Origin of the sequence: Moraxella osloensis, from assembly GCF_001553955.1 — a bacterium.
GTDB lineage: Bacteria > Pseudomonadota > Gammaproteobacteria > Pseudomonadales > Moraxellaceae > Faucicola > Faucicola osloensis.
Genome location: NZ_CP014234.1, coordinates 1,202,163 through 1,227,296 on the forward strand (window position 1 = coordinate 1,202,163; position 25,134 = coordinate 1,227,296).

The window sequence follows — 25,134 nt, forward strand, 5'->3', positions numbered from 1 at the left end:
AAACTGGGGTAAAATGCCGCTTAACTAAGTGATAAGTAAGCGGCTAAATTAAATAACTAGCAATTAGTTAGCCAATTTTGATTGTACGTAGCTGATAGCACTTTGCACCGTGGTCAATTGTGCGCTGTCTTCGTCAGGAATGGTAATACCAAATTCGTTTTCAAAAGACATCACCAATTCAACAAGGTCAAGTGAATCTGCACCGAGGTCATCCATAAATGAAGATTCATTTTTGATGTCTTCTGCATTCACGCCTAATTGCTCAGCTACTGCGGCTTTTACTTTTTGTTCGATTTCGTTACTCATGCTTCTCTCCTTGCATTGGGGTATATGATATATCGAGTAAACTACATATTAGAGCATATTATCATGCTCATTGCCTATTTCAAAATAAAATAATGCAACCTGTTACTATTTCAAAAACTGTATTTTAAGTTCAAAAACTGCATTTTAACGCTCGTTAGGTTGGTGTTTGGCAGGCTAAACCATTTACATGTACATGCCGCCATTGACGTCAAGCACAGTGCCGGTAATATAACCTGCTTCTTCACTTGCCAAGAAATTTACCGCAGCGGCGATGTCTTCAGGTTTGCCCAGTCTGACTAGCGGAACGGCATTAAGCATGGATTGAATCAATGCTTCATCAAGCTCGCTAGTCATGTCGGTGTCGATAAAGCCTGGTGCCACGCAGTTGACGGTGATTTGGCGTGATCCAATCTCCCGAGCCAGTGAGCGGGTAAACCCTTCAATACCTGCTTTGCTTGCCGTATAGTTGGTTTGTCCGGCATTGCCCATCGCAGCGACTACGGAAGTGATATTAATAATGCGACCCTGCCGCGCTTTCATCATGCCTTTTATGGCGCGTTTACTGGTGCGAAACACCGAGGTCAAATTCACGTCGAGCACGCGCTCCCAGGCATTGTCATCCATCCGCATGAGCAGACCATCTTGGGTAATACCGGCATTGTTGACTAGTACCTGTACATTGCCAAATTCTTTTTCAATGCTATCAAATAACTGGTTGATTTGCTCGGCATCTTGCACATTGAGCACGCGACCTGCACCACCCAATTCCTGTAGGTAATCATTGACTGCCGCTGCGCCTTCTTCACTGGTAGCAGTGCCGATGACAAGATAGCCTTCATTTGCCAGACGTTTGGCGATTGCTTGACCAATCCCACGGCTAGCGCCTGTCACTAATGCAATACGTTGAGTCATATACTTCCTTGGTTTTTTTATTGGGCTGATAATTGTTGTTTTATATTATCTAGTTTAGCCACTGTATCGGTCGCTAGAGTGTTAATTTTCTGCGCTTGACGTTTGGCTAGTCCTGTCAGCACGCTACCACTGCCACATTCGATTTGTAAGCTGACTTGCGCGTCTGCTAAATTATTCTCAATAGTCGACCATAACACGGGCATATTGAGTTGCTCAATCAAGGCTTGTTTGATTGCAGTGACATCGGTTTCTACCCGTGCATGGCGATTTTGTATCACCGGAATGCTGGGTGGGTTAAATGTCACGTTTTCCAATTCTGCGGCAAGCTTATCGGTGGCAGGTGTCATCAGCTGGCAATGTGATGGTACACTAACTTTTAGCGGCATGCTTTTTTTACCGAGTGAAGCAATTTTCTCTGACGCTAAATCCACGCCTGCCACATTGCCTGCAATTACCACTTGCCCTGGCGCGTTAAAATTGGCTGGACTGACCACTGCCTGCGTATGCTCCGCTACCACAGCATCACATATTTGTTGTACATCTTCATCAGGGAGACCTAAAATCGCCGCCATTTTGCCTGTTTGTGATTGCATGGCGGCGCTCATATACTGGCCACGATGATGCACCAGCTTTACCGCATCTGCCAAACTCAACACCCCAGCGGCACACAGCGCACTGTATTCACCCAGTGAATGCCCGGCAACATATGCCGGCTGTAAATCAAGCTCATCGCGCAGCACCCGCCAAATTGCCATACTAGCGGTCAATAGTGCAGGTTGGGTATACGCAGTATCATCTAAAGACGCGGCACCTGACGCCCCTTGGCATATCGCCCACAAGTCAAACCCAAGCGCTTTTGAGGCTTCATCAAACGTTGCTTTGACAGTAGGATACTGGGCTGCCCAATCGTTTAGCATGCCCACACTCTGCGAGCCTTGTCCTGGGAAAATCACAGCATATTTCATAGAGGCAGCATTGTCTTGGGATGAAGTGGCTGGTTGATTTGCGCTGGTTTGGCTTTGCATTGGGTTATCCATAATGTCCTAACTTATTATATTGTACTGCTTATGTTGTACCGCTTATGTTGTATTGCGTCTACTAGACCGCTAAAAAACATGGTCAAAAAAATTTGCTTAGGCGATTTTTTGGTCGATTACTTTACCAAAAGTTATCAGCAAAATCAAAATGGCGTCAGTAGCTTAGATTGACGTTATAAGCTTATCAAACTTAACTGGCAATAATATAACTTACTATCAAGCCAGTAGGCAAAGTAAGCCAGTAAATTTATGTGTACAATTGTACTCTGATTATTATGGCATATTGAAAAAAAAATTCTAGTTTTTTCTTTCGGGTATTTTTACATCAAAAACAAATAAAAAAAGGCTGATGAATTATCATCAGCCTTTTTGGTGCTTAGCCAATGCATACTAAGCTATGTCAAAGCCCTACATTTTGCGTTAATTATTCAGCAACGGCTGCTACTTTGAATAATTGACGACCACGGTAAAAACCGTCTTTGGTCGCATGGTGACGGATGTGTTTTTCACCAGTGGTTGCATCTACAGCAACAGCATTGATTGTGATGCGGTCGTGTGAACGACGCATATCACGGCGTGAACGGCTTTTACGGTTTTGTTGAACAGCCATGAGGTTAGCTCCTGTGCTTCTCGCTATTAAAACATCGTTCCCTTAACCTCATTACATCATCATGCAAACAACTTGATATCGATATTTGGCATGGATATAAGGCAAACTATTGGAACAGACAATCAGATAAATTTATAAACGCCATATTATACGTAAAAAAACCTATTTAGCAAAGCCTTAACCGACATTTAGTGGCAAGTTTTTGTTACTACGTGTATTACGGCGTATATAATGGCGTGGTTGTTATTAGCTTTTTAGGCTTGCCAGTACCGCAAACGGATTTTCTTTTTCTGCCACTGCCTCTGGCAACTCGCCTACCTCAGTGACTGCCATTTCGCAGTCATCATGCTTGGGCGCTAATGGCAAATCAACCAATAACTCATCTTCAATCATTGGTAATAGCCACAGTTTATTGTCATCCGTTAGCTCATCAATCAGGATGATTTCTGTGCCTTCATCAAGCAATGCGACGTGATTTTCATCTTCAAGCAGTGCAAGCTCACTATCGACATCCAGACTCACTGCAACGGGGTCTAGGCAGCGCTGGCAGGTTTGCCAAAGCGCGCCCGTAGTGTGTAATTGCCAAAATACCACGTCCCCTTTTTTCTGGATATCTAATATCACATCCAGTGGCTGATCGTTGTCATGATGTTCATCACCCAAGGCATAGATACGTGGCAAATCCTTGAGACTCACCTTGCCTTCCCAGTGATAATGGTTGTCATTGTTATGCTCCCAACGTGCCAAGTCAATAAACTTAACCAAGCTGGCACTAGAGCCAATCTCACTGGTGGTGTTATTGGCGGTTTTGGATGAGGCAGTTGTCGGTACATCTTGCGATGATTGTGCTAGTACGTTTGATGAAGAATGTAGCGTCATTTCACCGCTCCTGTTAGTTATTTTACGTTGTAGTATAAAGCATACTGACGTCCATTGCATGGTAGCATGTTGTTGGCGTGATTTCCTAGTCGATACGGGCTGTTAAATTGTATAATAGCAATTTTTATCAATCCTACTTTTGCTATGTCCACACACCTATCGCCAATATCTGCACAAATATCACCACGAACCCTTGCTATTTTTCCCTTTATGAAACTGCCTTTTGTCAGCCAATTCGCGGTGTTGCCTGTGTTAGCCAATGATATTGACACAACTGTGATTGACCAAAAAAGTGCGAATTTAGCATTAAGGGTTAATTTTGTCCCCGTACTAGCCAGTATATCAAAGACAAAAAATCGCCCTTTGACTGACTATCAATGGGTATCGGTGGAAGCATTACAAGTGCAATGGCTAATGGGTTGGTTCAAACGGTGGTTTTGCCATCGTGATACGATTTTGGTCAAAGGCGAGCATGAGCCTGAATATTTTGCCGCGACTGATAGCGAGCCTGCCAAAATTGTATTTGCGCATGGATTTTTTGCCAGTGCCTTGCATGAAATTAGCCATTGGTGTATGGCAGGCCAAAAACGCCGATTGCTCAATGATTTTGGCTACTGGTATGCGCCCGATGGACGTAATCAGCAGCAGCAGCAACAGTTCGAACAAGTAGAAATCCTGCCGCAGGCGATTGAATGTTTATTGACGCTGGCTTGCAACAAACCCTTTAGCGTGTCTAAAGATAATTTGTTTGCCGATTTTGATACCAGTCAGAGCACTTTTGAAGCCGATGTACAAGCCCAAGCGGTGAAGTTTTGGCAAACGGGTCAAAAACTGTCAACCGATGCCAAATTCTTGCTAAGCCAGTTAACCAAACTGCGCCCGCTACCATTGGCCTCGTTTGATATCTTTCACAATTTTATCAAAGTGAATTAAGTCAATAAAAAAGGCAGTGTTCAATGACTGCCTTTTTTATCGGGGATAACAAATTAATCTTCTTTATATTTGTCATGACAGGATTTACAGCTAGCGCCCAAATCGCCAAATTGGGTTTTGATGCCATCGACACTGGTTGCAGTCGCAGCGGCGGCATTAAGAGCACTGGCAGCGGTTTTAAATTTATCAATCTGCTGTTGGAACCCTGCAGCATCACTCCAAATTTCATCTTTTGCTTCACCGCCCTTAGCTGTCTCTGGATAATGCACCCAAGGATTTTGGTTAAGTTTCTCGGCAGCGGCTTTGACTTGCGCGGCATCAAATTTGCTTGGATCTTTGACCATGGCACCAATGGTTTGGTTGGTTTTTTTCCAATCTTTCATGATTCTTTCACGCGCTTTTTTGTGGTCTTCTGGCGTCATGTTAGGGTCAACTGCCGTGGTCGAGGTTGTCGTGGTACTTACCGTAGCGGTTGCAGTTGCACCATTGGCGCTAGCGGTAACTGTGGTAGCAGGCGCTGAAGCAGTAGTTGTGGTTGTGGTTTCTGTTTTTTTATTACAGCCTACCAGCGCCATCGCAACGATTAATGGGGTGGCAAATTTTAATGCAGTCGACATCGTCCTTTCCTTCCGTGTTTTTGGTTTATATGAATTAAATAATTAATGTTATTATCAGAGTGTGGATTAATCATCTCTAAGGATTTTAACAAGTATTGGCAAAAAAATTATTATGATTTGGTAACTAAGCCTAACCACTGTTTGAGATAGGGTGTGGTTTTTTGATTAAGTGCTTTGTAATTTGATTGCTTTGCCTTGGGTTTTGATTGGCTTGCCTTGTAGGACGGCTTGGGCGATTTTGATATGTTTAGGGTCATGAAAACCTGTGATGTGATACAAGGTTAGACCGTCAGCATTGTAGATGGTCATCCCATCAGTGGTCGGCTCAATGCTATCGCTAGGCAATAATTGATAGCTTGTGACTTTAGCACCTTGGTGATGGCTAAAACCCTGTTGGGTCAGTCGCAGCTCACCCCCTGCTAAAGTCGCCACCTCTTTTTTTCGGTTGAATGATTGCCACACAATACCTGCGATGATGGCTAGTAAAATCATAAGCGAGCCGATGGCAACTGATAGCATTTTAAATACCATCAATAGCCCTACCCCGGCAATAGCGATACCCACCCACAGTATTTGGGTCAGCTTGTTTGATGTCACCGCTTGACTTTGCAAACCAATGGTAACGCCTGTCTCGGTGACTTTTAACATAATCATCTCTATGACAATTAAAAGGGCGTATGCGCTACGCCCTTACTAGCCCAGCCTGTTTTGTTAGGCTATTTTACCAACCTAGCACCGCTTGTTGTTCAGCAATCAGCTGTTTGATGCCTTCTTCGGCAATTGCTAGCATTTCGTCCACTTGGGCACGGGTGAACGGTTTTTCTTCGGCAGTGCCTTGAATCTCGATAAACTCGCCTTTTTGCGTCATCACGACGTTAAGATCTGTGTCACAGCTTGAATCTTCGCTATAATTCAAATCCAAGAGTACTTCACCATTTTTGATACCCACAGAGACCGCTGCTACCAAGCCAACCAAAGGATCGGCTTTGAGTTTTTTGGCGGCTTGCAGTTTTTCTAACGCATCGACCAATGCCACAGCTGCACCTGTGATACTGGCAGTACGGGTACCGCCATCGGCTTGCAGCACGTCACAGTCGATATGGATGGTATTTTCCCCAAGCTTTTCAAGATCTACCATCGCCCGTAGGCTACGACCAATCAACCGCTGAATCTCTTGGGTACGACCTGATTGCTTTCCTTTGGCGGCTTCGCGTTGGGTACGCTCGTGGGTCGCACGTGGCAACATACCGTATTCAGCAGTAATCCAGCCTTTACCTGTGCCTTTGAGCCAGCGCGGTACTTGGGTTTCGATACTGGCGGTACATAGCACTTTGGTGTCACCATAGCTAACCAGCACGGCACCTTCGGCATGTTTGGTAAAGTTACGCACAAAACTAATTGGGCGAAGTTGGTTGTTTTCACGATTATCGATACGCATAAGATTCCCTAAAAGACCGCCTTGACGGTTTGGTAGATAGTTTTTAAGCAATGGGCAAAAATTACAGTGGTTTTATGCTACCTTGCCAACCCAGTTTTAGCAAGATAATTCCGTCAGCAACATGGCAGGTTGCTATTCAAGCCCTTCGCGCTTACGCAGCTCTTTACGTAAAATCTTACCAACATTGGACTTGGGCAGACTATCGACAAACTCGACATAGCGTGGGCGTTTATAGCCACTTAAGTGCTGTTTACCAAACGCCAGTAGCTGCTCAGCAGTGACGCGGTTGTGTTTTCTGACCACAAATATTTTGGGCTCTTCCCCGCGCGTCGCGCTTGGTACGCCAATCGCCACACACTCGAGCACATCGGCATGCTCAAGCATCACCGACTCAATCTCATTTGGGTAGACATTAAACCCTGACACCACAATCATATCTTTTTTACGGTCAACGATTTTGATAAAACCGCGCTCATCAATGATGCCAATATCGCCCGTGCGCAAATAGCCTGTTGCGGTAAACGCATTAGCAGTCTCAACCGGTAGATTGCGATACCCCACCATCACTTGCGGCCCTTTGACGGCGATTTCTCCGCGTTCGCCAATGCGTACAGGTTGGTCGTTGTTATCCAATAAGATAATGTCAGTGGCAGGGGTTGGTAGCCCGACTTTGTTGGTAAATTCTGCGATAGTTAATGGATTAAAGGTAATCACAGGCGCGGTTTCTGAAAGTCCATACCCTTCGATAATCGGTAACCCTGTGATGGTGTGCCATTTTTTGGCAACACTAGGTAAGATTGCCATGCCCCCGCCAATGGTGGCTTTGAGTTGGGAAAAATCGAGCCTTCGAAATTCAGGATGCTGTATCAAGGCGCTAAATAGCGTATTAACTCCTAAAATAAAATGCGGCGGTGTACGCCTTAGCGTATTGACCAGTTCATTGATATCACGTGGATTGGGCACGAGCCTTGATGCAAACCCACGATACAAAATAAAAACACAGCAAATGGTGAATGAAAATACATGATACAGTGGCAACGACGCCAAAATAATATCTTCCTGCCCTTCTTCATCGTACGCGCTGCGAATCAACGCATCGATTTGCAGCAAATTGGCAATCACATTGCCATGACTGAGCATCGCGCCTTTTGCCGTCCCTGTGGTACCACCGGTATATTGAATTAATACAATATTCGATAACGTGAGAGTTGGGCGCTCATAAGCCTTGCTAGCGCCAGCTAATAACTGACTAAAATAAATCCAATTACCTTTTGGCGGTAAATCGGTAGTCGCTGAGACCAAATTGATTAACGCACCTTTGAGCTTACCTTTTAAATCGCCCAAACGACAGATGATTAAATGATGTAAATCGCGGTTAAGGTTATCGGCAATGTCTTTATAGGTATAAATAAATTTATCTAATATAAACAATGCCTTGATATCGGCATCATCGATTTGGTGCTCAAGCTCGCGACTGGTGTAGGAAGGGTTCATACTCACTAGCACCATGCCAGCACGGATGACGCCAAGGGTAATCACAGGATATTGCAAAATATTGGGCAACATCACGCCAATAGCATCACCGACCTTGAGCCCTAACTGCTGCAGATAAATGGCAACTTTTAGACTCAGTTTATCTAGCTGCTCGTAAGTAATATGCTGATCATCGCAATAATACGCCACTTGCCGCGCATGTTTAGCAAACCTTGCTTCTAACATGTCAATCAGCGACGTTTGTTCATCTGGCATATCGATGGTGCTACAGATGTTATAGCGCTCGTAGCTAATCAGCCACGGTTGCTGATTTTCTTCCCATTCATACATCTCATGCATCGGGCGGTCATTGATTGGTAAAATAGCGTCATCCATAAACTCAGTATTGCTCATAACAGCCTAGTGGTATGCCCAATTTTATAAGGTTAATTGGGCGCGATGCAATAAAAAACCCAACTAATCTGATATAGAAAAGCTGGGTTTTGTTAACAAGCGTTAGCTTACTTTTTTTCTTCAAGTTTACGCAGTTCTTTACGCAGGATTTTGCCAACGTTTGATTTTGGCAATTCATCCACAAACTCAACTTTACGCGGACGTTTATAACCGGTTAACTCGCTTCGCGCATATTGCAGCAACTCTTCCTCGGTGAGGCTTGGGTCTTTACGTACCACAAACGCTTTTGGTACTTCACCGCTTTTTTCGCTCGGTACCCCAATCACCCCGACTTCTAATACTTTAGGATGCGCCGCTAGCACTTCTTCAACTTCGTTTGGATAGACGTTAAATCCTGATACCAAAATCATGTCTTTTTTACGGTCAACGATTTTGAAATAGCCTTGCTCATCAACGACAGCGATGTCACCGGTTTTGAAATAACCGTCTGCTGTCATCACTTCTGCAGTGGCTTCAGGACGCTGCCAGTAGCCTTTCATCACTTGTGGACCTTTAACTGCAATCTCACCACGCTCACCTGCTGCGACTTCATTGCCGTTGTCATCGAGCAGTTTGATGTCGGTATTGGGCATCGGGATACCGATTTTGGCGCTAAATTGCTCCTGTGTCAAGGGGTTTAGGGTGACAACGGGTGAGGTTTCGGACAAGCCGTAGCCTTCTAAGATATTGGTGCCTGTAATACGTTTCCACTCTTCAGCGGTTGAAGGCAATACCGACATACCACCGCCTAGCGACAAACGCAATTTGCTGTGGTCTAATGCCCGAAAACCAGTGTGGTGCGCCAAACCATTAAATAATGTGTTTACCGCTGGGAAGAAGACTGGCTTATATTTTGCTAATTCTTTGACAAAACTGTCCATGTCACGGGGGTTTGGAATCAATACAACCGTAAAGCCCATGTTCATACCTAGTAACGCACAGGCGGTAAATGAGAAAATATGGTAAAGCGGTAAGGCAACGACGACGTACTCACCCACCATTTGATTGGGGAATACTTGTCTGGCGAACTCCTGGCACTGTAGCATATTGGATACCAAGTTGTTGTGGGTAAGCATCGCACCTTTGGCAACCCCTGTGGTGCCGCCAGTGTACTGTAGTACCGCAATATCACTGCCTTTGATACCCTCTGGGCGCTGATAGCGGCTGGCAGAAGCTTGCTTGATAATACGCTTAAAGGTCACATGCCCGTCAATTTGCCAAGCTGGAATGGCTTTTTTGACATATTTGACCACGGTATTGATGAGCATACCTTTGAACGTACCCATCAAATCACCGATTGAACAGACAATGACATGATCGACCATTTTTTTGCCGATATCTTGATAAGTTTTGGCAAAGTTTTCAACGATAAATAACGCTTTGGCTTGCGAGTCTTCTAACTGATGCGCTAATTCATGAGCGGTGTATAAGGGATTGACATTAACTAAGATAAAACCTGCGCGGATGATACCAATCATACACACTGGGTATTGCAAGATATTTGGCATCATCACTGCAACGGTATCGCCTTTTTTTAGACCCAATCCCTGCAAATACGCCGCAATTTGGCGACTATAAGTATCTAACTGACGATAGGTCATGCTACTACCCATGCACACAAAGGCATCACTGTCATTGAATTGTTCGAAATTCTTTTCAAAAACATTTATTAGGCTGACTTCGTCACCGGGTATTTGTATGTTATAGTTCATGCCGTAATGCTGGTAAGTCTTTAACCAAGGTTTCTCATGATGATCGGTAAGCTTTGGCGCATGGGGCTGCGCTTCCATATTATCGACGGGAGTATCGATAGGAGTATCGATGGGCGCAGTGTCTTGGGCATTGTTGTCAGGGGTTTGAGCTGAGGTGGTTGATTCATTCATGAGAAGTTATTTCCTTAAGGTATACCATCTATCAGTAAGTATGCGGTCTATCAGCGAATAGCATATTGATAATTAAAAGAATTTTTATAAAAAGGTCAATCCCACTACTAAAAATTATATTAAAAATCGCGGCCAAATGTATTGTTAACATACTAAATATTTACCCAATTCTCAAGTCTATTATCTGCACTTATGGTACAAAAAAAGTGATTTCGTTTCGAAATAGTTATGCAGCATTCATTTTTGGTGAAGCGGCGCACTATTGTATGTATAGCTAACGTTAGATGATAACTTTCTGCGACACAGTTTGACGTGTAAAATTGGGCAAATTTGCCATTTCTTGGATTAATACTTGTTTTTCTACTCTCAAGCTTTATGATATTTCCTCGTACTTCTTATCTCTCTTTTGAACTTTCTTTTGCACTTGCTTTTATTTTTTATCATTGATTAAGTAACCATTATGTCTGATACCCTTGTAGCAAAAACTAACAAATCAAAAGATTTGAACAACCCCACTCGCTCAGTCGCTGAATTTACCGAAAACGCGTATTTGAACTATGCGATGTACGTCATCATGGATCGGGCATTGCCACACATTGCCGACGGGTTAAAACCTGTGCAGCGCCGTATCGTGTATGCGATGAGCGAGCTTGGGCTCAAAAATACTGCCAAACCCAAAAAATCAGCGCGCACTATCGGTGACGTCATTGGTAAATACCATCCGCATGGCGACTCCGCCTGTTATGAAGCCATGGTATTGATGAGTCAGCCGTTTAGCTACCGTTATCCACTCATTAGCGGTCAAGGCAACTTCGGCTCGCCCGATGACCCAAAATCCTTCGCTGCGATGCGCTATACCGAAGCCAAGCTATCGGCTTATGCCAATACCTTACTAAACGAGCTTGGTCAAGGCACGGTCGATTGGCAAGACAACTTTGACGGCACCTTGCAAGAACCCGTCACCTTGCCTGCCCGTCTACCGAACATCTTGCTCAACGGCACAACGGGCATTGCGGTCGGTATGGCAACCGATATACCGCCACATAACTTGTCTGAAGTGGTCAAAGGCTGCATTGCGCTACTTAAAAAACCCACGATGACGGAAAAAGAGCTGGCAAAGTACATCCCTGCACCCGATTTGCCGACCAAAGCAGAAATCATCACCTCGCCTGAGGATTTGCTACAGCTATATACAACGGGTCGTGGTAGCTACAAAATGCGCGCTACTTATCATGTCGATGACAAAGAAAAAAACTTAGTTATCATCGATGCGCTACCCTATCAAATATCTGGCAATAAAATCATTGAGCAAATTGCCAATTTAATAAATGCCAAAAAACTGCCTTGGGTAACTGACATCCATGACGAATCCGACCACCAAAACGCTTGCCGTATCGTGCTAGAGCTGCGCTCAAGCCGTGTTGATATCGAGCCGATGATGAGCCATTTGTTTGCCAGTACCGACCTTGAGAGTAATTACCGGGTGAATCTCAACATGATTGGCACCAATGGCAAACCCCAAGTCAAATCACTGCTGACCATTCTTATCGAATGGCTCTCTGTGCGCCGAGATACCGTCACGCGCCGTTTGCAATACCGCTTGGATAAAATCGAGCAGCGCCTGCATATCTTGGCAGGTTTGCTGATTGCCTATCTGCATATTGATGAAGTGATCCGTATCATCCGTGAGGAAGACGACCCAAAAGCAGAATTGATGACCCGCTATGATTTGACTGAAATCCAAGCCAACGCAATTTTGGACATTCGTCTGCGTCAATTGGCACGCCTTGAAGAAATTGAGCTCAGACGTGAACAAAGTGACTTAGAATTAGAAAAAGCCCAAATCGAAGCATACTTGAACAACCCAGACAAATTGACTGGCTTAATGATTGAAGAGCTCACTGCCGATATGAAAGAGCATGGCGATAAACGCCAATCGCCGATTGTAGAACGCACGGAAGCCACCGCGCTTAAAGAAACTGACCTAGCCCCAAGCGAGCCTGTAACGGTCATCGTGTCAAAATCAGGCTGGATTCGCTCCGCCAAAGGTCACGATGTCGATGCCGCCAATATGAATTACCGTTCGGGCGATGCCTATCTTGCCCATGCGCAAGGCAAGTCCAATGAAAAAGTCTATCTCATGGATAACACCGGTCGCAGTTATCGCATCGATGCCCATACCTTACCCTCTGCGCGGGGACAAGGCGAGCCGCTTACCAGCCTGCTAAAACCCACGGGCGGGGCAAATTTTGTCAATGTGCTGATGGGACAGGATGACAGTAAGCTCATCATGGCAAGCTCACAAGGCTATGGCTTTATCAACACCTTTGCGGATCTTGATACCAACCAAAAAGCGGGCAAAAATGTGATTAATTTTGATGACGGCTGTCGTTTAATAACCCACCAAATTGGTGAGCAAGATACGCTAGTTGGCGTGGTCAGCTCGGCAGGGCATTTGCTGGTATACCCATTGACTGAGTTACCGATGATGAAAAAAGGCAAAGGCAATAAGCTGATTGATTTAAAAGACGGTAACAGCGTGGTCGCCATCACCACCTTGACCGAAAGTGATAGTCTGGTACTAAATAGTGGTAAACGCACCTTGACGCTCAAACCGATGGATATTGCCAATTTTATGGGTACACGCGGTCGACGCGGCGCACTCTTGCCAAAAGGTTTTCAAAAAGTGAGTGGGGTTCAAAAAATCTAATGGATAAACCATTAGATTTTGACTATATTCGCTTTGAATGGGACATTAGTAAAAATGCTAGTAATCAAACCAAACATGGATTATCCTTTGAATTAGCGATTTATGCGTTCTTTGACGAACAGGGTTTTAGTGAAAGACATCAAATTGTCGATGGTGAACAGCGTTGGCGTACTTTGGGTATGATTGATGGTTGTGTGGTTGTTTTTGTGGGGCATTTGACCCATTATGCTGATAAAGATACTGAGGTTGTAAGGATAATTACTGCCCGCAAAGCAACCAAACAAGAAGAGAGAGAATACTATGGCTACCGTTAGCATGACATTTAAAAAAGGGGAACGACCACCTGCCTTAACTGCTGAGCAAAAAGCGATGCTTACTCGGTTGAAAGCAATGTCCGATAGTGAGATTGATACCAGTGATGATTGGGGCGACTTGGAAGCCTTAACTATTGAATCAGATAAGCATTTGGTTGAAGACTTTGCTAAAGTCTGCCAAAGCCAACGCCTGAGCATGAATGAGGTGATTAATCAGTTGATGCAGTCGTATGTTAAACAATTTAACACTGTTTAGCGTATAACAGTTGCGTTAAAGTCTTTGGATATTACCAACTTTATGGGCGTGCGCGATAGACGCGGAGCACTCTTACCAAAAGGGTTTCAAAAGGTGAGTGGCGTGGAGAAATCTTGATGAAAAATAATTTCCCTACTGAGGAGTATTCAGTAAATGCTATCGATTTGCAAGAGGCAGATATTTCAAAAGAAGAAATATTAGAAATTTATTGGGATTATGTGAATATCATACCTCAATTAAAATCTCAAGCTCAGCATTATGCTAATCTTTTGCAATTAGGTAATAAAATTAACTCTGTTAAGTGGCGTGTTAAAGACCCAAACCATTTAATTGAAAAAATTATAAGAAAAAGAAAAGAAGAATTAAAAAAAGAAAAATCTAATTCTAAGTATCTTGAGATTAATATTAAGAACTATAAGGATTTAGTAAATGATTTAATAGGTCTAAGAGCCATTTATCTCTTTAAATATGATTGGCAAGAGATGAATGATTTTATTTTACAAAATTTTGAAGTCTGTGCTGATGAAGAAATTATCATTTATCACACCGAAAATGATAATTTAGGATATATGGCTCAAGAAGGTTATTATAACTTTAAGGGTAAAGATTATAGAATAGTAAGAAAAACAAAAGATAGTGATTATCGCTCAACTCATTATTTAGCAATTGGGCAGAAACCTAGTAATTTTAAATTTGAAATTCAAACAAGAACTATTTTTGAGGAAGCATGGGGGGAAATTGACCACCATATACGTTATCCAAATTTTGAGAAACATCCAGAATTAGTTAGAAGAATGTCTATTTTAAATAATGTGATAAGCGGATGTGTTGAGTTAGTGAATTCCGATTATGATTTTTTTAATGAATTAAATAAAGAGCTATTAGAAACAAAAGAAAATGTTTTAAATGATGAAAACTTAATCAAAGAAAAGCAAGTTGAAGGAAATTATGATAAATCTGATTCGAAAGAATCCAATCTTATACAAACAAATCATATTAACTTAATAGACAGAATACAACAATTAAGTGAGTACAATGACATTCTTCAATCTGCTAGACCTGTTATGGATATAGCATCTTATAAAGCAAAAAATGATTTGTTGAATACACGTTTTGCAGAAATTTACAATACGTTACCAGAGCAAAATAGAGTTGCCCTATCCAATGCTAATTTAATTCAAAATGCTATACCCTCCGATATTTTAAGTACATTTCAAAAAGCTTACTCCGCTCAAAGCTTAGCAATTGAGTCTATGAGAAATAGTGAACTTACAAAATCTTTTGCAAGTGCAACTAATTATTTGAAAAATTCAATAAACAATAACTCTTCCGCTTTTACAGAAGCAATGAAAGCTCAAAAACAAAGAGATGATTTAATGAAGTCAGTAACTTTACCTATTAACTCCTTATATAAATTACCTAATTTGACCGATGATAAAGATGAAGATTAAGCTCTTAAGCAGTCCTAATCTCTATAATCCCGTGATAAATCAACACAAAAACCGTATTTAACCGTTGGCAGAAAATCGCTATGCTCTGCCAACCCTCTCATCAAAATTAATCTTCCTATGTACGAATTCGTATTCCAAGATATCAAAACCCATATCGTTAGCTTCACAGGCTTAGAGCGAGATGCCCTACATATCTATGTCGGCATTGGGGTATTTCTTATCACAAGTCTACTTTTTAAAAATCACCGCTACCGTTGGCTTATCGCCTTATTTGTAGTGATTGCTGCTGCCAGCATGGGTGAAGTGCTAGACAGACATGACCAGCTTATAATCAGCAAGCACTGGTACTGGCAAGGCAGTGTGCATGATATAGTAAACACCTGCTTTTTCCCGACCCTTTTTACCTTGATACTCACCTTTACCCATTTTTTTGAGCGAAACTTTGAGCGAAACATCGCCCAAGTTCATGGTTCAAAACGTTAATTGGGTATCAACTTTTAGCAAACTTTTGGTTCAATATTGGCAAACTCAGCGATTCGGGGTAAAGTAACCTCATTTTTCACAGTATTTTTAACACCCCAGTATTTTTAAAATCAGAGTGTTTTTAAAATCCCGGTACTTTTAAAATCACAGTATTTTAAAATTAGTTCTCTCGCATATATGGACAGCCAACCCCTTATGAATCCGCAATTACAACTTTTGCATCCTTATCCGTTTGCCAAGATGGCAACCTTGCTACAAGGCATCACGCCAAACCCAGACTATGCCCCAATTAAACTGGGTATCGGTGAGCCGCAGCACACGCCGCCACAGTTTGTGTTAGACGTCATCAAAGACAATTTGGCTAAAATCCAAAATTACCCCACCACCAACGGTTTGCCCGAGCTGCGCCAAGCGATTGCCGATTGGGTACAGCGCCGTTTTCAGGTCAAACAATTAAATGCCGACACCCAAGTGTTACCTGTGATGGGTACACGTGAGGCGCTATTTAGTTTTGTGCAAGCGGTGTTTGACCGTGAGGATAGCAAACGACCTTACGTGGTGATGCCCAATCCGTTTTATCAGATTTATGAAGGTGCTACGCTGCTCGCTGGTGGACAGCCGTATTTTGTCAATTGTACCGCCGACAATAACTTTGTCGGTGACTATGACAGTGTGCCAAGCGAGGTTTGGGAAAAGACTCAACTGGTGTTTGTATGTAGTCCAAACAACCCAACTGGCTCAGTGATGGATATGGCGCAGTGGCAACGTCTGGTTGAGCTATCGGATAAATACGGCTTTATCCTAGCCAGTGATGAGTGCTACAGTGAGCTATATTTTGAGGCGCCGCCAATTGGACTACTTGACGTCTGCGCCAAACTCGGACGCGATGATTTTGCCAATTGCGTGGTGTTTCATTCGCTGTCAAAACGCTCCAATCTACCTGGCATGCGTTCAGGATTTGTGGCAGGTGATGCCAAGCTACTAGCGCCGTATGCCCAGTACCGCACTTACCAAGGCTGCGCGATGCCGATTCATCATCAGCTGGCTTCGATTACCGCGTGGCAAGATGAAGCCCATGTGGCAGAAAACCGCAAACTATATCGCCAAAAGTTTGATTTGTGGATAGACAAGCTGTCAGACAAATTACCGCTACGCCGTCCTGATGCCGGTTTTTATTTTTGGTTACCGGTACAAGATGATGAGCAGTTTGTCAAAGTGATTTATGAACAGCTAAATATCCATGCACTTGCAGGGCGTTACCTATCTCGTGATACGCCCCCATACCAAAACAACAGCGGCAACGCTGGCAAAAACCATGTGCGCATGGCATTGGTTGCAGATATCGCACAAAGCAGCGAGGCGATTGACCGACTGCTGAGCTTAGACTTATCAAATTTGGTGTAATTTTCCACAAAAAAAGTGAGGGCTAGCTACCATCACTTTTTTTGACTTTTCTGTAAAGATTCAATGTGCAACGACGGCTAGTCTTCAAGATTTTTTAGCAGGGTACTCACCTGTGCCAATTTCTTGCGTTTTTGGTGGATATCATGGGTGACAAAGATATCATCGGTTTTTGGCAGCATAAACCAATCTGGGTGGCGAAAAGTGTTCTCAATATCTTGTAAGCCACTTTCCCAGTGCTCTCGCATGGTCGAGGCGCTAAACTCATAGTCTTTATAGCCACGCTCATAAGTCTTTTTGTGATAAATCAGATGAATCACGTTTTTGACACCGACTTCTGTCATTTCGCGGGCTTTATTGACGCACAGTTCTTCAACTTTATCAACTTTAGCCTCGTTATCGATGATTTCGAGTAACTCTTTGATAAGGCGCGTATAACGCAGCTTTTGCGCCATAAAGTCAGTAACCATGCGGGTTTTGCTAGAGTATTGAATGTCTTTGATGCGCTCGTCAATTTCCATCATATTCTCTGGCACCGTGCCCTTGGCATTCCACAAATCCACTTGGAAAATCAATTGCTTGAGGTGCTCTTCATGGCTTAAGATTTCATTGAGCGGCGTGTTGGACACCAAGCCGCCATCCCAATAATACTCCCCATCAATCTCAACCGCTGGAAAACCTGGCGGCAATGCGCCCGATGCGATAAAGTGATCGTAGTGCAGTTCTTCATTTTCATTGCTAAAAATGGCAAAGTTACCGTTTCGCACATTGACCGCAGACACCGACACTTTCATCCGATTGACGTCATTGACCAGTTTTAAGTCACAATAACGCTCAAGGGTCTCGCGCAGCTTGTCGGTGGTGTAATAGCTTAAGTGATTGGGGGTGGTGTCATACGGCACAAAATAACGCGGTTTAAAAAAACCACGCTGTCCTTCAATCATGGTTTGCCAAGCCTCAGTGGTAGATTCCATCACCCGCAGCTGCTGCTTTAAAAAGCCATTTTCAAATATCCATGGCATAAAATGGCTTACCATGTCAATTTTGCTGAGTTTATCTAGCTCATTGGCTGTTTGACGGTAGATGTTCATCCCTGCAGGGGTGTAGTTACGATGGGTGATGGTGTTCCAAAACCCTTGCAGCGCCGCCAAGCGGTTCTCTGGACGGTTACCTGCGATGATGGCGGTATTGAGCGCGCCGATTGAAATACCTGAGATACGGTCAATTTTGATGCCTTGTTTATGCAGTCCTTCATAAATCCCTGCTTGATAGGCACCAAGCGCACCGCCACCTTGGAGCAGCAACGACACGCTATCGTATTGTTTGACCAATTCTTTGAGCGGTGGTGTGCCTTGTGGGGTGAGTTGATTGGGGTTAGGGTTTGGTGGCTCTATCGCCTTGAGCGGTGATAAATTATCAGGTGATGGCTTAATATCAGGTGATGGCTTGGGTGGTTGCGAAGGTGTGGGGATGGTTTTTCTAGTTGACATAATAATCTTATCATCCATAAGTATAGTGGTTTTTATCTAGTATAGAATATATATCACTCAAGTATTGTAGCAAGATTTTATAGCGACAAAATGATATATGCGTGACTTTTTTGAGGGTTTTGTCATTCATTAACCTTTGCTTAAACATAAATTGAATCAAGGTGAATACGCGCAATTTTTAAAAAAACTCAATGCTATATTAAAAAAAGCAGCGGTGCCGTCATTGGGGTATTTGGGGCATGGAAATTTGAAGCCTAGCTATTTAGAGCGTATGCACCACGCCCGTATTTTTTTGGCGAACAATTTGCCGTTTAAATGGACAGTTAATCGCCCAAATGCACGTATTTGGCAATCACTTGCTGATGGATGGGGAAATTACCCAGCGTCGCCCCTGCTTTACGGTCAGCAAAATAATGTTGCAGTGTTTCAATGACATTTTGGAATGCCAAGTCTTCCCAAGGAATGTCTTCTTCGGCAAACAGCGCGCATTCTAGGCTCTCGATGCCCACCCCAAATTTGCCATCTTTGAGCGAGCCGATAAACATCACATGAATCTGTCCGATATCGGGTATGTCGTATAGACAATATAGCTCTAATCCACTGCCGATGGCTTCAGCTTCTTCAAAGCACTCACGATTGCCGCCATCTTTCATAGTCTCACCAAGCTCCATAAAGCCTGCAGGCAGCGTCCAATAACCGTGCCGCGGTTCAATCGCGCGGCGACAGAGCAAAACTTTATCCTCATGGATGAGTAAACAGCCATTGATGACTTTGGGATTTTCGTAATGGATGTAACCACAAGACGGACACACAATGCGCGGCAGACTGTCCATCGGCGGGATTTTGGTTTCGGCTAGATGACCGCATTGCAGGCAGTAAGGCATGGTATTTTCCTATTATTTTTATGTTTTGTGAGGTGAAAGTCGTTTTAAGTATGGTAGCATTGATTGCAGGTTTTTACATGACAAAAATAATTTGAGCAGCCGATTATGAAAAAGTTTAGCTTAGTGCTTAGCTGGGTATTAAGTTTGGGATTATTAGCAGGTTGTAACGCGCTGCATACCCAGTCTAATATGCAAAAACCTGTCTCATCTATGACAGCTTTACCGCTTGATAGTGATAAAGACGGTGTGGATGATAAAAACGACCAATGTATGAATACACCCCTAAACGTGATAGTTGATAGTGTTGGTTGTCCTTTAGAATACAATTTGCCAAGTGAAAGCATGTTTGAATTTCGAGTTTTTTTTGATAAAAACTCTGCCGCAATAAAACCTATGTATTTACAAGAATTGCACCAGGTGGTGAAAAATAGGCTTAAAAGTCGAAGTGATGTTACAGCTGTCATCATTGCTGGCACTTCTTCTGACGAAGGTGACTTTAAAGCCGAAAAAATGCAGCTATCCAAACAACGTGCGTTACAATTAAAAAATACGTTTATTCAACTCATGGGTACTGACCCAAATAATACCATCGCAATCGGTTGCGGTGACTATAACGCCATTGCTAATGAGCATAGTGAAAATGGCAGTGCATTAAATCGTCGAATCTATATGCAGTTTGGTAGTGATATCGACAATAGACAATTAGTTTTAGATAAATTCGGTCAACTCAAAGCGCCGTATAAACATTGCGAAATTGCCCATTAAATTTTGATGAATTAAAAAATATGTCCACAACAAGATTTCAAAGTCCTTTACTGAACCAACTGGCAGAGCGGATCGCAAAACTGCCATTCGACCCCACGCCGCAGCCGTATTCGGTACTCATCGCCATTACCAATGAAGCTGAGCCAAAAGTTTTGTACTCGTTGCGCGCTTCGGATATGCGAGAACATGCCGGCGAAGTATCATTTGCAGGTGGCAGACGCGAAGACACAGACGATAGCAACCAAGCTACCGCGTTACGAGAAACGCATGAGGAAACCGGTATTCATCCCAGTCAAGTGACTGTGTTGGGCGAATTACCCCTACAATTTGCCAAAAGCGGTAGACCTGTCAAGCCGATTGTGGGGGTGATACCACCCAGCGTTAACCTTGTGCCAGAGATGTGCGAAATTGCAAGGCTATTTTGGGCGGATTTAGCCACGCTTATTCGCCAGCCGACTATCGATTATGCGTATGATTTGGGTCGCCAAGTGATGGTATCACCCAGCTTTATCATTGATGGCGAGACCGTGTGGGGCTTGACTGGGCGCATCACCGCAAGCCTACTAGAAATGGGATTCGACCGCCAGATTGATTGGTATTTTAATGTTCACGATAAATAGCCAATCAACCACAAACCAATCACTGCAGCGCTGTCCACGCTAGCATTTCATCCAGCACAGCTTTGGCATTGCTATTATTTTTGACATTGTCGGCATTAATCATCCCAACCACTGCATACCATAAAAATCCACTGGATTTCATAGCAAATCGGCTAAAATTAAGCCATTTAGACAAACTGCCGTAGCCTTCTGTTGCAATTCTCTACATTTCGATTTTTAGATATTTGCTAAACTGTCGCCTAATTGCCACATTGCAGTCACTGCTATTGCCGTTTTGGGTTTTAGTTGAGGATTCTAACCCCATTGATTTGGGTGAAAAGTTATTTAAATTAAAATCATTTAGATTAAAATCATTTAGGTTAACAAGTTATTTGGATTAAAATCATTTAGGTTAACAAGCTATTTAGGTTAAAAAAACTCTATGTTAAACAAATCTACCGCCACCTCTGCTATGACCATAGGCGCTATGAGTCTTGTGTTAGCGTTATCTGCATGCTCAAAAAAAGATGACAAAGCCGCAACCACCACCGCTTCTGCAACGACGACCACTACCACGTCAACCTCTACAACTACTGCACCTGTGGCAGCTTCCCAAGCCACCTCTAGCGCGCCTGCTAGTGTGGCTGTCACCACCACAGATTCGTCAACCACGACAACTGTCATCACGCCAGCGACTGCAGAAAAAACCGCCAACGTTAGCAGCGCCCCTACAGTTGCCGCCAATAATGCCGCGGCTGCGACACCCAATCTCGCCCTAAAAGCGGATTTGACACAGTTATTTAAAACCTTAAACGAGCTTGACCGCACTACTCAAGCCAAACAAGCAGAAATGGCAAAAAAAATGCAAAACGCCAAAACGCCTGCTGACCAACAAGCTTTCTTTAAAGAAGTGGTGGCGCAGTTAGATTTGCAAAAAGCCACGCTCAACAAATTAAAATTTAATGACCCCCGTGTCGCACAAACCCGCGATAAAATGGTTGAAAGTATTACCCATAGCCGTGCCGGTACAGCGGCTTTAATCAAAAAACCAACAGCAACCCCAGAGACCAACCCAGAAATTGCTAAGTCAATGGAAAAAGCGCAAAAATCCGCGGAAGAAGCCCGTGCTATGTTGATGCAATTAACTGAGGAAGCAGGCATCAAGCCAAAAGGCGCAGACGCCGCTCCCAGTAAAAAATAACGTCATCTTTAAATAAAAAACTCTCATGATGAGAGTTTTTTTATGTATGCTTGCATAAGCCTGCTATGACTTCATCAGGTGGGTAAACAACATGGCAGTCATGATGGCATCATTCAAGGCATTATGGGCAGGTAATCGCGGGATTTGGTATTCTTCTAGCAGTTGATTGAGGTGTGGTAACTGCCCAACTTGGCTGGGGTCATGTCGATGCTGATTTTGTTGATACAAACGACTGACATCGACAAGTTTATTAGCCAGTTCCACCCCCAAAAACGGCTTGGCAATGGCATTTAAAAACGCCATATCCATGTCCACACAGAACCCAATTATCGGACGGTTTTTAAGCATTGGCAATAATTGGGTAAGCATCTCGTCATATGATAAACCATTGTCGACATCTATCGGTCTTAATCCGTGAATCACAATGGTGTCATGGGTGGGCATCACAGGCGGACGGCATACCAAGGACAGCGCGCTATCGGTATCAATCACAAACCCGTTGCTTTCCTTGCGCACCCCTACTGCGCCGACACTTAAAATATAATCTTGTTTGGCATTAAGCCCGGTCATTTCTAGGTCTAGGCTCACCCACTCATGGGGGACTTTAGATAGCGGGGTATCAAACAGATAAGCGTACTCCGGCTTGCTGAGCCGCTGTTTTTGTCGCGCAAGTTTTTGACCGCCGAACAGATTTTTGATGCGATGAAACATGGCTTTTCTCTAGGCAATTAACACTATCTATTTAGTTAAAAAATATCTTCAATTAAAAAATATCTAGGCGATAATGATGGGTAATAAAGGTTTTAAAATCTTTGACCATCGCCAAACATTCTTTTAACAAATCTTTTTCCAGTGCTGATAAGTGATTGGGATTTACCGCTCGCGCTGTTCTATCCTGGGTGGTCAATGCCACATCCAGTCGTTTTGCCATAAAAAAATCCAGTGCTTCTGCCAGATTTTGCGCCATGGTGTCACTTAGTACCTGTTGCTGTGCCAGCTGTCGCAGTCGGCTTCTGGTATTGGTGTCAGTGATTTGATATTCCAATGACAAGGCTCGCACGCCATGGACAATCGGGAATATCCCTGCTTTTTTTAGGTCAATATCGGTTTCACTGGCACCGACAAATTTTTGCCACCAACCACTGCTATCGCCAAATTGTAGAATCGGTTTGGCAAAACGGTTGATAAAGTTGCTAGTCGCCACATTTTTTGCGCTGACTTGCCAGTGTTTTTGCAGCTGCTCAAAAAGCTTAATATCCCCGCAAACAAAATGCGCATCGACTAAGGTCGCAATCCACATCATATCTTCACTACTGCCACTCATGTACCATGCGGTGATTTGTTTTTCAAAGGCGGTTGAAGTTTTTCGCCAACGCTCGTTGCTAAGCATAATCTTGCCATCACAATAGGGATAACCCATGTTCGCCAATGCCTCATTGAACTGCGCGGCATAGCTGGGCAGATTGTCATCTTTAAAACCATTGCGGATAATTAGCGCATTGTCTTGGTCAGTACGCAAGATTTGTTCACCCCGCCCTTCTGAGCCCATCACAAACAGACAGGTATTGTAGAAGGTGATAGCAGGCACAATCAGCTGCCATACCTTGGCAAACACTTGTAAATTCAAGCTTTGCACCATACGGCTGATAACATGGATTTTGATGCCGCTGGCGTGCTGCTCACGGATAAATTTACCAATCAATTCTACCGCCACTGCAACATCATCTAAGCTCTGCGCTTGCTCAATACGAGCGACGATAAGATTAGAATGGTTGGTTAAAAAGCTCAGTAATTCAGTTTGCCCCAAAATCCCAATGATTTGACCTTGACTATCAATAATGGGTAAACGGTGGGTACGAGTTTGTAGCATGGTTAGCAAGGCTTCACTGACATCTTGCGATTGATGCACGGTATGGATTTTAAAATTGGTAAAGTCCAGCACAGGCGTGGTGGCAAAATCAGCTTTTTGTCCAATCGCTCGGCATACATCGGTTTGGGTAAAAATACCGATACGCTCGACATACGCTGCAATGGTGGATTTTTCCACGCCTTGTGCGATGAGTTTGTCACGCTCCGTTTCGGTCATTCGCGCTTGTGACTTAACCAAAATATGCTTGATGTCAAATTGGTTCATCGCCATCGTGGCATCGTATAGCGTTGCCGTATCATCGACAAAATGCGGCGGTTTGATATGCTGTCCCAAATTGGCAATCGGTTGATATAGCAGTTTTTGACTTTCACTTTGGGCAAGGCGGGCTTGGTGATGGTTAAGACGGGCAGCGACATCGGCAAACAAGGCGTTTTTTAAGGTGGGATTTTGCTCGGTGATTGCACTTAGCACTTGCCCATCGATACGGTACATCAGACTTTGCTGCTGGGTGATAAAGTTGAACACGCCGCTTTGCCTGACCTTGGTATCAAACCAATCGCCTGCATTTAAGGTAGCAATCAACGCCTCACCTTGTAATTGATGAACAAAGCCTTTAAGGATAATAAAAAAATCCCCTTGCCATCCAGTGGGTATAGGCTGCAAGTTGTCCAAATAGACGATTTTACTGTGCTGCTGCAGATAGGTTCGCTGCTGAGCGCTTAGGGTATCAAACGGGGGCTGGTGTAGATGTTGTATATCCAAAGTCTGTATCGCTGAGCCACTCATATCACCATCCTTGTATTGCGGCTAAAAATAAATCTCATGTCCTATGAGTCTTGTTAGATTATAATCAAAGTTGTCTGAGGCAACAATCGTGTTTCAACAAATATCGATGGGTCGTGGTGTTATTTAAACCAGTCAAACATATCAGTATGGGTAATGGGTAAACAGATGAATTATTTAGGTTTTCTTTGTTTAGGTCTAGGAATTTTGACATTGGTCGCGGGTATGCTATGTTTTTTATCTAAAGTCAGTAAGGAGTCGCCTGTCAAGTATAAAACCCAACGCATTGCGATGGTGCTGTTGCCACTGGCGATTGTACTCATTAGTATCGGACTTAAATTTAGTATGAGTGTGGTGAATCCTGAGGTGTAAATAACTAGCTTTGC

At 43.5% G+C, this 25,134-nt stretch carries 26 protein-coding genes; 11 read left to right on the plus strand and 15 right to left on the minus strand.

Annotation, left to right across the window (positions count from 1 at the left end; genetic code table 11):
- Nucleotides 1-63: 63 nt before the first annotated feature.
- The 5 genes from acpP to AXE82_RS05260 all read right to left on the minus strand — a co-directional run bounded on the left by acpP (nucleotide 64) and on the right by AXE82_RS05260 (nucleotide 3,744).
- Entirely contained in the window at nucleotides 64-306 is a 243-nt protein-coding gene (gene acpP / locus AXE82_RS05240) for an acyl carrier protein (RefSeq protein ID WP_007115622.1), read from the minus strand.
- Nucleotides 307-489: 183 nt separating this feature from the next.
- On the minus strand, nucleotides 490-1,218 hold the full coding sequence (gene fabG, locus AXE82_RS05245) for a 3-oxoacyl-ACP reductase FabG (protein ID WP_062332205.1): 729 nt from the start codon (nucleotides 1,216-1,218) through the stop codon (nucleotides 490-492).
- Between the two features lie 17 nt (nucleotides 1,219-1,235).
- A complete protein-coding gene (fabD, locus tag AXE82_RS05250) occupies nucleotides 1,236-2,183 on the minus strand; it encodes an ACP S-malonyltransferase (RefSeq protein WP_062334799.1) in 948 nt (315 codons plus the stop codon).
- Nucleotides 2,184-2,679: 496 nt separating this feature from the next.
- Nucleotides 2,680-2,865 (minus strand): 50S ribosomal protein L32, encoded by a 186-nt coding sequence (gene rpmF, locus AXE82_RS05255; RefSeq protein WP_007115626.1) that lies wholly within the window; start codon nucleotides 2,863-2,865, stop codon nucleotides 2,680-2,682.
- Nucleotides 2,866-3,111: 246 nt separating this feature from the next.
- Nucleotides 3,112-3,744, minus strand: coding sequence for a YceD family protein (locus AXE82_RS05260; RefSeq protein WP_062332208.1), 633 nt, complete (start codon nucleotides 3,742-3,744; stop codon nucleotides 3,112-3,114).
- A gap of 210 nt (nucleotides 3,745-3,954) precedes the next feature.
- Here AXE82_RS05260 and AXE82_RS05265 point away from each other — a divergent pair, with 210 nt between their 5' ends.
- A complete protein-coding gene (locus AXE82_RS05265; protein ID WP_062332211.1) occupies nucleotides 3,955-4,677 on the plus strand; it encodes an elongation factor P hydroxylase in 723 nt (240 codons plus the stop codon).
- A gap of 53 nt (nucleotides 4,678-4,730) precedes the next feature.
- On the opposite strand, the gene AXE82_RS05270 is transcribed toward AXE82_RS05265, so the two are convergent.
- The 5 genes from AXE82_RS05270 to AXE82_RS05290 form a co-directional block, all read right to left on the minus strand.
- A complete protein-coding gene (locus tag AXE82_RS05270; protein ID WP_062332214.1) occupies nucleotides 4,731-5,294 on the minus strand; it encodes a c-type cytochrome in 564 nt (187 codons plus the stop codon).
- A 165-nt stretch (nucleotides 5,295-5,459) separates the two neighbouring features.
- Nucleotides 5,460-5,942 (minus strand): hypothetical protein, encoded by a 483-nt coding sequence (locus AXE82_RS05275; RefSeq protein WP_144918721.1) that lies wholly within the window; start codon nucleotides 5,940-5,942, stop codon nucleotides 5,460-5,462.
- A 73-nt stretch (nucleotides 5,943-6,015) separates the two neighbouring features.
- Nucleotides 6,016-6,732 carry a ribonuclease PH gene (rph, locus tag AXE82_RS05280; RefSeq protein WP_060994509.1) on the minus strand — a complete coding sequence of 239 codons (717 nt, stop codon included), beginning with the start codon at nucleotides 6,730-6,732 and terminating at the stop codon, nucleotides 6,016-6,018.
- A gap of 132 nt (nucleotides 6,733-6,864) precedes the next feature.
- Nucleotides 6,865-8,619 (minus strand): AMP-binding protein, encoded by a 1,755-nt coding sequence (locus AXE82_RS05285; protein ID WP_082741418.1) that lies wholly within the window; start codon nucleotides 8,617-8,619, stop codon nucleotides 6,865-6,867.
- Nucleotides 8,620-8,726: 107 nt separating this feature from the next.
- A complete protein-coding gene (locus AXE82_RS05290) occupies nucleotides 8,727-10,448 on the minus strand; it encodes an AMP-binding protein (protein WP_062334803.1) in 1,722 nt (573 codons plus the stop codon).
- A gap of 553 nt (nucleotides 10,449-11,001) precedes the next feature.
- Here AXE82_RS05290 and parC point away from each other — a divergent pair.
- The 6 genes from parC (at nucleotide 11,002) to dapC (ending at nucleotide 17,159) form a co-directional block, all read left to right on the plus strand.
- A complete protein-coding gene (parC, locus tag AXE82_RS05295) occupies nucleotides 11,002-13,251 on the plus strand; it encodes a DNA topoisomerase IV subunit A (RefSeq protein ID WP_062332220.1) in 2,250 nt (749 codons plus the stop codon).
- Nucleotides 13,251-13,565 (plus strand): BrnT family toxin, encoded by a 315-nt coding sequence (locus AXE82_RS05300; RefSeq protein ID WP_062332223.1) that lies wholly within the window; start codon nucleotides 13,251-13,253, stop codon nucleotides 13,563-13,565. Before parC ends, AXE82_RS05300 begins: the two co-directional genes overlap by 1 nt.
- Entirely contained in the window at nucleotides 13,552-13,821 is a 270-nt protein-coding gene (locus tag AXE82_RS05305; RefSeq protein WP_147285560.1) for a hypothetical protein, read from the plus strand. The genes AXE82_RS05300 and AXE82_RS05305 overlap by 14 nt, the downstream gene beginning before the upstream one ends.
- Nucleotides 13,822-13,937: 116 nt before the next feature.
- Nucleotides 13,938-15,272 (plus strand): RelA/SpoT domain-containing protein, encoded by a 1,335-nt coding sequence (locus tag AXE82_RS05310; protein ID WP_062332236.1) that lies wholly within the window; start codon nucleotides 13,938-13,940, stop codon nucleotides 15,270-15,272.
- Nucleotides 15,273-15,389: 117 nt separating this feature from the next.
- Nucleotides 15,390-15,755, plus strand: a complete 366-nt coding sequence (locus AXE82_RS05315) for a hypothetical protein (RefSeq protein ID WP_062332239.1) — start codon at nucleotides 15,390-15,392, stop codon at nucleotides 15,753-15,755.
- 195 nt (nucleotides 15,756-15,950) lie between these two features.
- On the plus strand, nucleotides 15,951-17,159 hold the full coding sequence (dapC, locus tag AXE82_RS05320; protein ID WP_062332241.1) for a succinyldiaminopimelate transaminase: 1,209 nt from the start codon (nucleotides 15,951-15,953) through the stop codon (nucleotides 17,157-17,159).
- Between the two features lie 77 nt (nucleotides 17,160-17,236).
- Here dapC and AXE82_RS05325 read toward each other — a convergent pair whose 3' ends face one another.
- Entirely contained in the window at nucleotides 17,237-18,646 is a 1,410-nt protein-coding gene (locus tag AXE82_RS05325) for a patatin-like phospholipase family protein (protein WP_197931446.1), read from the minus strand.
- 323 nt (nucleotides 18,647-18,969) lie between these two features.
- Nucleotides 18,970-19,530, minus strand: coding sequence for an NUDIX hydrolase (locus AXE82_RS05330; RefSeq protein ID WP_062332245.1), 561 nt, complete (start codon nucleotides 19,528-19,530; stop codon nucleotides 18,970-18,972).
- Between the two features lie 105 nt (nucleotides 19,531-19,635).
- Here AXE82_RS05330 and AXE82_RS05335 point away from each other — a divergent pair, with 105 nt between their 5' ends.
- Nucleotides 19,636-20,295, plus strand: coding sequence for an OmpA family protein (locus AXE82_RS05335; protein ID WP_062332247.1), 660 nt, complete (start codon nucleotides 19,636-19,638; stop codon nucleotides 20,293-20,295).
- A 20-nt stretch (nucleotides 20,296-20,315) separates the two neighbouring features.
- Nucleotides 20,316-20,915 (plus strand): NUDIX hydrolase, encoded by a 600-nt coding sequence (locus AXE82_RS05340; RefSeq protein WP_062332248.1) that lies wholly within the window; start codon nucleotides 20,316-20,318, stop codon nucleotides 20,913-20,915.
- A 19-nt stretch (nucleotides 20,916-20,934) separates the two neighbouring features.
- Here the strand turns inward: AXE82_RS05340 and AXE82_RS12355 are convergent, their stop codons facing one another.
- A complete protein-coding gene (locus tag AXE82_RS12355) occupies nucleotides 20,935-21,057 on the minus strand; it encodes a hypothetical protein (RefSeq protein ID WP_257721693.1) in 123 nt (40 codons plus the stop codon).
- Nucleotides 21,058-21,336: 279 nt separating this feature from the next.
- Between AXE82_RS12355 and AXE82_RS05345 the strand changes: the two genes are divergently transcribed.
- Nucleotides 21,337-22,095, plus strand: coding sequence for a hypothetical protein (locus AXE82_RS05345; RefSeq protein WP_062332249.1), 759 nt, complete (start codon nucleotides 21,337-21,339; stop codon nucleotides 22,093-22,095).
- 63 nt (nucleotides 22,096-22,158) lie between these two features.
- Here the strand turns inward: AXE82_RS05345 and AXE82_RS05350 are convergent, their stop codons facing one another.
- Nucleotides 22,159-22,806 (minus strand): 3'-5' exonuclease, encoded by a 648-nt coding sequence (locus AXE82_RS05350; protein ID WP_062332250.1) that lies wholly within the window; start codon nucleotides 22,804-22,806, stop codon nucleotides 22,159-22,161.
- A gap of 52 nt (nucleotides 22,807-22,858) precedes the next feature.
- The gene (locus AXE82_RS05355; protein WP_062332251.1) at nucleotides 22,859-24,751 is read right to left on the minus strand and encodes a putative nucleotidyltransferase substrate binding domain-containing protein; all 1,893 of its coding nucleotides are present in this window, start codon (nucleotides 24,749-24,751) and stop codon (nucleotides 22,859-22,861) included.
- A gap of 165 nt (nucleotides 24,752-24,916) precedes the next feature.
- On the opposite strand from AXE82_RS05355, the gene AXE82_RS05360 reads away from it, so the two are divergent.
- Nucleotides 24,917-25,120 carry a hypothetical protein gene (locus AXE82_RS05360; protein WP_062332252.1) on the plus strand — a complete coding sequence of 68 codons (204 nt, stop codon included), beginning with the start codon at nucleotides 24,917-24,919 and terminating at the stop codon, nucleotides 25,118-25,120.
- Nucleotides 25,121-25,134: the final 14 nt, after the last annotated feature.